An 8,820-nucleotide genomic window follows, 5' to 3' on the forward strand; every position below is an offset into this window, starting at 1 on the left:
GAATAGGCTTTGTACTCACCGGTCGATTGAATCGGGGGCGACAAGATGGTTAGTGTCCATTAACCTAACTTCGTTTCAATAAAATCATGTTTCATTTATTCAATTTTGCGATCCCGTTTTTCTTCAAGTGAAGAAAACTAGGATAAATACGTATCAAAATGGCAGAACTGCTCTGATAAAATCGTAAGCTTTCCGTAAGCTTAAAAAAGGAAGGCTGCAGAGCATGGATTCCCCCATTAATCAAAAAGAAGAACTCCGCCAGCAGTTGCGCCAAGCCGCACTCGAGTACCACGAGTTTCCTACCCCCGGCAAAATCAGCGTAACGCCGACCAAGCAATTGACCAACCAGCGCGACCTGGCGCTGGCCTATTCGCCCGGGGTTGCTTCCGCATGTGAAGAGATCGTAGTCGATCCGGCAAACGCCTTCAAATACACCGCGCGCGGCAATCTCGTCGCCGTCATCACCAATGGCACCGCGGTGCTTGGTCTTGGCGCCATCGGACCGCTGGCAGCCAAACCGGTCATGGAAGGTAAGGGCGTCCTGTTCAAGAAGTTTGCCGGCATTGACGTGTTCGACATCGAAATCAACGAAACCGATCCCGACAAGTTGTGCGACATCATCGCGGCACTGGAGCCGACATTCGGTGGTGTCAATCTCGAGGACATCAAGGCGCCCGAGTGCTTCTATATCGAGCGGAAATTGCGCGACCGGATGAAAATCCCGGTGTTCCATGATGACCAGCACGGAACCGCGATCATCGTCGGCGCAGCGATCCTCAACGGCCTGAAAGTGGTCAACAAGAAGATCAGCCAGTGCAAGCTGGTTGTGTCTGGCGCGGGCGCAGCGGCACTCGCCTGCCTGGACCTGATCGTCGACCTCGGTTTCCCGATCGAAAACATCTTTGTTACCGACCTTGCAGGTGTCGTCTACAAGGGCCGCAAGGAATTGATGGACCCAGACAAGGAGCGCTTTGCGCAGGAGACCGACGCACGTACGCTGGCAGAGGTGATTCCTGATGCGGATATATTCCTTGGCCTGTCTGCCGGCGGTGTCCTGAAAGCGGATATGGTCAAGGCCATGGCGGCCAGACCGCTGATACTTGCATTGGCCAACCCGACGCCTGAAATCCTGCCGGAAGAAGTCAAGGCGGTGCGCAATGATGCAGTGATCGCCACGGGCCGGTCCGACTACCCCAACCAGGTCAACAACGTTCTGTGCTTTCCCTATATCTTCCGGGGCGCCCTTGATTCGGGTGCGACCACCATCACGCGGGAGATGGAGATCGCCGCCGTTCACGCTATTGCCGACCTTGCGCAAGCGGAACAATCGGACATCGTGGCTTCGGCATACGGCATCAGCAATCTTTCGTTCGGTCCCGAGTACGTCATTCCCAAGCCTTTCGACCCGCGCCTGATGATGAAAATCGCACCGGCGGTAGCGAAGGCCGCCGAGGAATCGGGTGTTGCGCTGCGTCCTATCGAGGACATGCAAGTCTACGCCGGTCGGCTGGAACAATTCGTCTACCGCAGCGGCACCTTCATGAAACCGATCTTCCAGGTGGCGAAGAAAGCGCCCGCTTCCAAAAAGCGGATCGTCTTTGCCGAAGGCGAGGAAGAGCGCGTACTGCGCGCCGTGCAGGTAGTGGTTGATGAGAAGCTTGCAAAGCCTATCCTGGTCGGACGCCCGGCGGTGCTGGCGCAACGGATCGAAAAATTCGGTTTGCGCCTCAAGCCGGACGTCGACTTCCAGGTCATCAATACCGAATATGACGAGAGCTATCGCGACTACTGGCAAACCTACCTGGCGATGACCCGTCGCAAGGGCGTCACCGAACAGTATGCAAAACTGGAGATGCGCCGGCGCCATACACTGATCGGCGCAATGATGATCCACAAGGGCAATGCCGACGGGATGATCTGCGGTACCTTCGGCACCACGTCCCTCCATCTGCATTACATCGACCAGGTGCTGGGCAAACGCGAAGGCGTCAATGTTTATGCCGCGATGAATGCATTGATCCTGCCCGACCGTCAGATCGTCATCGTCGACACGCATGTCAACGAAAACCCGACCGCCGAGCAGATCGCGGAAATCACGATCATGGCGGCGGAAGAAATGCGTAGGTTCGGCCTTGTGCCGCGGGCAGCCTTGCTGTCGCACTCCAATTTCGGCAGCAGCAACAGCGATTCGGCCAAAAAGATGCGCGCAGCCCTGGCAATCATTCGAGAAATCGCGCCCGATCTGGAAATTGATGGCGAAATGCACGGCGATGCGGCGCTGGATCCGGCACTGTTGCGAACCATGATGCCGGACTCGACATTGACGCGCGACGCCAATCTGCTGGTGTTGCCGAATATCGACGCGGCCAACATCTCGTACAACCTTCTCAAGACTGCCGCGGGGAACGGGATCGCCATCGGTCCGATCCTGCTCGGATGCAGCCGGCCGGTGCATGTGCTGACGCCTTCGGCCACAGTGCGCCGGATCGTCAACATGACGGCACTATGTGTGATGGATTCCGTCTCCCAGCGTTAATGCCGGAGTTGAAGTAAAAAAGCCGCTCCATCCGGAGCGGCTTTTTTATGCGTATCTGTCGCTAGGACTTCGGTGTCTTCTTCGCTGTCTTCTGTGCCGCAGCTTTCTCACTGCGATATACATTTGCCCAGGATGGATGCCCGGCTTCGGATGGCAATAACTCGAAGCCCGGATGCAAGGTGAACAGCTTGCGGAATTCGCTGCGGCAAAGCGTGGTTTTGCGAGTAAGGCAGTAGGTGAATGCGGAATACTTGCGCGCCCTTATTTCATCAGCCTGCTCGGGCAATCCCATCTTGATTGCTGACTGCAATGCATCAACAGCATTCTTGTAGTTGCCGGCATCGTATTCCTTGATTCCTTCCGCAAGCTTGTTTTGCGCCGGTGTGGCCGTGGTGCTGCCGGCGCGGCTAACGGCACGCTGTTCCTCGGAGGCACCCTTGACGGAACGCCAGACGGGGCCCCATAGCGGGTGGCTCGCTTCATTGGCGGCAAGCTCAAATTTCGGATCCGCCTTCAAGATCGCCTGGAACTGTTCGCGGCATGGCAATTCGCGGCTGCTCGCGCAATTGATGAATGCCACATGCTTGCGTGCATCCAGAATGTCTGCCGAACCGAGGCGCCCGCTGTCGATTGCCGCTGTCAGGTCGGTCAATGCAGCGTCGTAGCGGCTTTCCTTGTAACTGGTGATGCCGCGCTTGTAAAGTGATTGTGCCTCGGCTTGGGAGATGGTTGACTGATCGGCTGTTTGTTGCCCAAGTTGGGCGCAGGCCGAAAGCAGGAGGGCCAGCAGGGAAGGGACAAGTTTGCTCATACCAGGTAGTTAATCTGCGAGTGATTCAAAATACGTAATGTACGGTCGTCTCGGCGCCGCTTTTGACTTCGACGGTTTCCTTGTGCGGCGCAAACTCGCCGTTGCGGATTTCGATGCGATGGCGGCCTGGAGCAAGATCCACGGCTTTCAACGGCGGGCTGATTCCGCGTTTGCTGCCATTAACGTAGATCTCTCCCCAGGGCTGCACGGCGAGCCTGACTTTACCGGGCTTGGCTGGGGGCGCCGGAGTGGCGCTTGTTTCATTCTTTTCCGCAGGCTTTTCGAGCGCAGGAAGTTCGGCTGTCGGGCCTGCCACAGGAGCATCGGACCGTCCCTTCTGTAACACGGGCGCTTCAGGAACGTTCGCTTCCGTTTTTTGATCCTGCACCGCTGCCGGAGCGTTCACTTGCACCGGCACGGCGGGAAGCGCTACGGCGATGACTGACGGCTTCACGCTTCCGTGCATTTCTGGCGTGGTGGTCCAGGACCATACCGCGCCCACAATCGACACTGCACCGATGGCCACAGCAACCATGCCGACGCGCGAAGCGGAAAATCTCTGGCGGGGCCCGTCCCCGGCGGTGGCCGTAAGACGCGTCCAAGTCGAGGCAGGCGGTGTGGGAGCCGCTTCAATCATGTGTCTCGCGCGAGAACGATCGCGCAGTTTTTCGGCGAGGTTTTGATTTCCTTCAACCGGACCAAATCGGTATATCTCATGCTCGCGAACGTGCTTGTCGTGGCGCGTACCCTCATAGACGAACAACTGCGCGTAATCGCGGGAAAAGCGGGAAATGATGTCGTAATAGGAATGCGACACCATGACCTGACCGGCCTCGGCAAAACTCATCACGCGTTCGGCGTCGTTGACGCCATCACCGATCATATTGGTATGGCCGTTGATGTCCCTGACCACTTTCAGCGGTCCAAGATTGATGCCCATGCGGACGAAGCCGGGTTCGCCGGCGGTCGCCCGGCCTTCGGCGATGGCATCGCGAAGGGAAAGCGCAGCGAATAGCGCATCTTCAGGGTCGCCAAGGAAAGCGATGCCGGCGCCATCGCCGGTATCGACCATGATCCGTTCGCTGGGAGCAATATTGTGTACCGCTTCCGCCAGCAAGTTATTGAACAACTCCTTCATCTCAAGCTGATCCGGCACGGTGCGTAGCGAATAGCCGACGATGTCAATGAACAGCACGCTACCGATAAAGGTGCGATTCAATTGTTTCAGAGAGGGCGTTACTTCATTCATACGGAGGGGTCTCGTCATCCGAACGCGTTTGCGAACGAACGTTGATTTTACCCCGTGGAATGATTTTATTGACTGCAGGACATATTTTTCACTGAAATCCGTTGTGCCGATAGATGCAGACAACCGAAATCACCGGTATTCATTAACGAACTTGTATGATATTTAATCAAGAGTCAGCGCCACGCCGTAGCGGGACCCGTCCTGTCTGAACCAGGGGCGCGGCGCGATCACAATGGGCCGGCTGATCATCGAAAAAGATGTGCGGCTTGAACGCCGCCAACACGTCCGATTTGGCGACGCCGCCCATGAAAAATGTTTCATCAATTGCCACATCCCATGCCCGCAGTGTGCGGATCACCCGTTCATGTGCTGGTGACGACCTTGCGGTCACCAACGCGGTGCGAATCGGTGCGGATCTGCCATCAGCGCTTTTGTAGTTGTTTTGTATGAAAGACAGTGCCTTCAGAAGGCGTGCAAAAGGTCCCTCGGGCAAAGGTTTTTTTGCATTTTCACGTTCATGGTTTTCGAATGCCTCGATGCCCTGCGTTTGAAATATATGTTCCGATTCATCGGAAAAGATCACCGCGTCTCCGTCGAATGCGATCCGAATCTGGTCGAGTTCGTCAAACGCATTGTCGGGTTTCTGATAGAGAAGGGCGGAGGCAACGCCGGAATTGATTGCTGCCTGGACGTCGTCTTCATGTAACGACAGGAACAGGCTGACGTTGAACGCCTGCAGATAAGGAGCCAGCGAAGCGCCTCCCGACAAGACTGCACGGGTAATATCGAGTCCATAATGATCAATGGAGTTGAAGATACGCAGCGATGTCTCGGAAGAGTTGCGGGACATGATCACGACTTCGACAAAACGCTGGTTGTCGGTCAATACATTCAACTTCAGCAGAGCCCGAACGAGTGCAAAACCGGCACCCAGCTTCAGGATCTCATTCTCGTTTTCCAATTGATGGCGCCGGTACGCCTCAAGTCCCTGTGTGCGAAATATCGTTTCTTCCACCTCAAGGTCGAAAAGTGCGCGGGAAGAGATGCCAACTACCAAAAGGTTGTCAAGGGAAAAGGGCATATGTCGGCTATTTGAAATGGCAATTTGCACATGCGACTGCAATCCCGGCAATGGTATCGCATTGCGCAGGTCTGTCTGCAAACAGGGAATTGAACCGCTGCAGGTGAATACCTGCAAAAGGGAAGCACTCGATATACATGTTCCAAATGAAAAACGCACCTCATTGGGTGCGTTCACATTGGTGCCGAGAGCCGGAATCGAACCGGCACGGTGTCACCACCGCGGGATTTTGAGTCCCGTGCGTCTACCTATTCCGCCATCTCGGCGACACAGCCGCTATTATGGCCGATTTGCGACGTTCGGGCAACACATCCGGCAGCTTCTGCATTGTCATATCGTAATTTGGCAGCGTATGATCGCCTACTTCCGTTCTTCCATGTGTTCGAAGGCATCTCCTACTAATGAAGTCCCGCAAACTTCGCGAAATCGTGCTCGGCAAGGCACTCGATCCCCTCAAGGCCGAAACGCGACATTCGCTTGCGCTGGTGGCGTTCCTGGCATGGGTCGGGCTCGGTGCGGATGGCCTGTCGTCTTCCGCATACGGTCCGGAGGAAACGTTTCGTGCCCTCGGCGAGCATACGCACCTCGGCTTGTATATGGCGATTGCAACCGCGGTCACCGTATTTATTATTGCGCTTGCCTATAACCAGGTCATCGAACTGTTTCCAACAGGGGGCGGAGGTTACCGAGTGGCGTCAAAACTGGTCGGTCCCTATATGGGATTGATTGCCGGCTGCGCCTTGGTTCTGGATTACGTACTGACGATCGCAATTTCAGTTGCGGCCGGCGTGGAGGCCCTGGCCTCGCTGCTTCCGCTCGGTTTTCATCCCTACAAGTTATGGGCCGAGGCGTTTTTCATCGGTTTGCTGATCATCCTGAACTTGCGGGGGATGAAAGAGGCGATCCGCATCCTTCTGCCGATTTTTCTTGGTTTCGTCCTCACCCATTTTGCATTGATCGTCTACGGCATCATTGCACATGCTTCCTATCTTCCGGACCTCGTCCCGGTCACCCTTAGCGAAACGACTGAGCTGGCAAGCAATATCGGGTGGATAAGCGTCGCCGGCATGCTGTTGCTTGCATATTCCCAAGGCGGGGGAACCTACACTGGTCTGGAAGCTGTTTCCAACAACGTCAATATCCTGGCCGAGCCACGCGTCCACACCGGAAAGATGACCATGATTTACATGGCCTTGTCGCTCGCATTTACTGCCAGCGGCATCATCCTTCTCTATCTGTTATGGGATGCAAAGCCGGTGGAAGGACAAACACTCAATGCCTCGACCTTCAAGGCGATTATCGAAAGCATCGGCTTTGGCGGCGAGTGGGGCAATCGTATCGCATTGACCGTGGTTCTGGTATTTGAGGCCGGCCTGCTTTTCGTCGCAGCCAATACAGGTTTTCTGGGTGGTCCTGCGGTGCTGGCAAATATGGCGGCAGATTCCTGGGTGCCGCATAAATTTCGCTACCTGTCCACGCGATTAGTAACGCAAAACGGCATCCTGATGATGGGCATCGCCGCGCTGGCAATCCTTTTCTGGACAGGGGGCAGCGTGACGCTGCTTGTGGTTCTCTATTCGATCTCGGTCTTTCTTACTTTCGCAATCTCGTTATTCGGACTGTGTCTTTACTGGTGGCGGCACCGCAAGGAGCTCGAAGTCTGGAAGAAGCGGTTCTGCCTTTCACTAACCGGGTTCGTGATCTGCGCAAGCATTCTCGCCGTCCTGTTGGTTGAACGCTTTGCCGAGGGAGGCTGGGCGGCAGTCGTCATCATCGGCGCAATCGCTTCGTTATGCCTGTATATCCGCAATCACTATCGCGATACGAAGGATGCCATTCATTCGGTCGACCAGGTCTTTGCCAATCAACCCTTTGGTCCGCATACAGGGACTGTCATACCGGACCCAGATGCGCAAACGGCAGTCTTCATAGTGGGCAGTTCTCGTGGCGGTGGTCTCCATGCACTGCTTTGGGTCCAGCGCATGTTTCCGGGACACTTCAAGAATTTTATTTTTGTGAATGCCCGCACTGTGGATTCACATGCCTATGGCGGTGAGGGCGCTGTCGAGCAGATGCGTGCCGAAGCAAATGCCACCCTGAAGTATTTCATTGATTTCTGCCATAGTCATAACATGGCGTCCGCAGCTTACCTGGGTTTCGGTACTGATGTGGTAGATAAAGTGACCAAACTTTGCGAAGACATCAGCTCGAAATACCCTAACTCTATTTTTTTTACCAGTAAGCTCATTTTCGAAGATGACAATTGGTTCACCCGACTACTGCATAATCAGGCTGCCCTAGCGATACAAAGGCGTTTGCATTTTGAGAGCTTGCAAATGGTAATTTTGCCAATGAAGGTGTAATAAAACAGAGACCAGTTTTATATTGCACAATACAAATTTCCTTATCTCAGCAATAGCAAGGCAGTTCTATTGTGCAGTTGTTTATTTTCTGGGCTGAACTTGAACGTTGTTGTATTCTATTAAGTATTCGTGCCAATTAGCGCTCGTCATGGCACGTCATTGGTGGTTCTGGGAGAATAGTGTTTTGTTTTTCTTGGCAGCGCTTCTGTTGATGCTTCATTAGAATAGGCATCGCCAATTTGTCGACTGCCTGACTTAGGCGAACAATCAAGTTCGCTTTGTCGTTTACAGAACTTTAAGGATTCGAATACCTATGACTTACACCGTCGAGGCGGTGAGTGCGGCCATGGACTTGCTGTTTTTGGTCGCGCAGCAGCCTGATTTAGGCGTGACAGAACTCGCCAAGCGTTCCGGCACCACGAAGGCGCGCGCATTTCGCCTTTTGGGAACCCTGGAAGAAAGCGGGCTGGTACGCAGAAAAGAACCCCTTGCCACTTACAGCTTGGGCTACCGAGCACTTTTTATAGGTGCCGCTGCGCAGGAGCAGGTGAATATTACCAGTTTGGCAAAATTTCATCTTGCGGAGATAGGGCAGCGCTGCAAAGAAACAGTCCTGATACGGATTCGGGATAATTTGGAGACAGTCTGCGTTGCCTGGTGGGATGCCCCAAATGCAATACGCATCCATACGCAAATGGGAGATCGGCGCCCTCTGTATGTCGGCGCCACAGGAAAGCTGTTATTGGCTTTTGCGCCGGAAGATATACAGGAAGCGGTGTT

General features: G+C 54.6%; 6 protein-coding genes and 1 tRNA gene. 3 read left to right on the plus strand and 4 right to left on the minus strand.

Translation table 11 applies throughout. The features are described from left to right. Positions 1-223 precede the first annotated feature (223 nt). Positions 224-2,536, plus strand: a complete 2,313-nt coding sequence (locus tag VGU61_RS04520) for an NADP-dependent malic enzyme (RefSeq protein ID WP_326857906.1) — start codon at positions 224-226, stop codon at positions 2,534-2,536. A 61-nt stretch (positions 2,537-2,597) separates the two neighbouring features. On the opposite strand, the gene VGU61_RS04525 is transcribed toward VGU61_RS04520, so the two are convergent. From VGU61_RS04525 to VGU61_RS04540, 4 genes are all read right to left on the minus strand, one after another. After that, positions 2,598-3,347, minus strand: coding sequence for a TssQ family T6SS-associated lipoprotein (locus tag VGU61_RS04525; protein WP_326857907.1), 750 nt, complete (start codon positions 3,345-3,347; stop codon positions 2,598-2,600). Between the two features lie 25 nt (positions 3,348-3,372). Next, the gene (locus tag VGU61_RS04530) at positions 3,373-4,719 is read right to left on the minus strand and encodes an adenylate/guanylate cyclase domain-containing protein (protein WP_326857908.1); all 1,347 of its coding nucleotides are present in this window, start codon (positions 4,717-4,719) and stop codon (positions 3,373-3,375) included. 43 nt (positions 4,720-4,762) lie between these two features. Then, positions 4,763-5,677: a 5'-nucleotidase gene (locus tag VGU61_RS04535; protein WP_326857912.1), complete on the minus strand. Its 915-nt coding sequence runs from the start codon at positions 5,675-5,677 to the stop codon at positions 4,763-4,765. Between the two features lie 179 nt (positions 5,678-5,856). Further along, a tRNA-Leu gene (locus VGU61_RS04540) sits at positions 5,857-5,943 on the minus strand. Positions 5,944-6,078: 135 nt separating this feature from the next. Here VGU61_RS04540 and VGU61_RS04545 point away from each other — a divergent pair. Both VGU61_RS04545 and VGU61_RS04550 read left to right on the plus strand, forming a co-directional pair. Next, positions 6,079-8,040 carry an APC family permease gene (locus VGU61_RS04545; protein WP_326857909.1) on the plus strand — a complete coding sequence of 654 codons (1,962 nt, stop codon included), beginning with the start codon at positions 6,079-6,081 and terminating at the stop codon, positions 8,038-8,040. A gap of 313 nt (positions 8,041-8,353) precedes the next feature. Then, positions 8,354-8,820: IclR family transcriptional regulator (locus tag VGU61_RS04550; protein ID WP_326857910.1), on the plus strand; the 467-nt coding region annotated here is incomplete at its 3' end.

Source organism: Noviherbaspirillum sp. (assembly GCF_035944575.1).
In the GTDB taxonomy this organism is placed as follows: domain Bacteria; phylum Pseudomonadota; class Gammaproteobacteria; order Burkholderiales; family Burkholderiaceae_D; genus Noviherbaspirillum.

What these genes read in the sequence shown, in the direction of transcription:
- VGU61_RS04535 (WP_326857912.1), bottom strand. Translation starts at nt 5,677, where the DNA reads ATGCCCTTTTCCCTTGACAACCTTTTGGTAGTTGGCATCTCTTCCCGC.
- VGU61_RS04520 (WP_326857906.1), top strand. Translation starts at nt 224, where the DNA reads ATGGATTCCCCCATTAATCAAAAAGAAGAACTCCGCCAGCAGTTGCGC.
- VGU61_RS04525 (WP_326857907.1), bottom strand. Translation starts at nt 3,347, where the DNA reads ATGAGCAAACTTGTCCCTTCCCTGCTGGCCCTCCTGCTTTCGGCCTGC.
- VGU61_RS04545 (WP_326857909.1), top strand. Translation starts at nt 6,079, where the DNA reads ATGAAGTCCCGCAAACTTCGCGAAATCGTGCTCGGCAAGGCACTCGAT.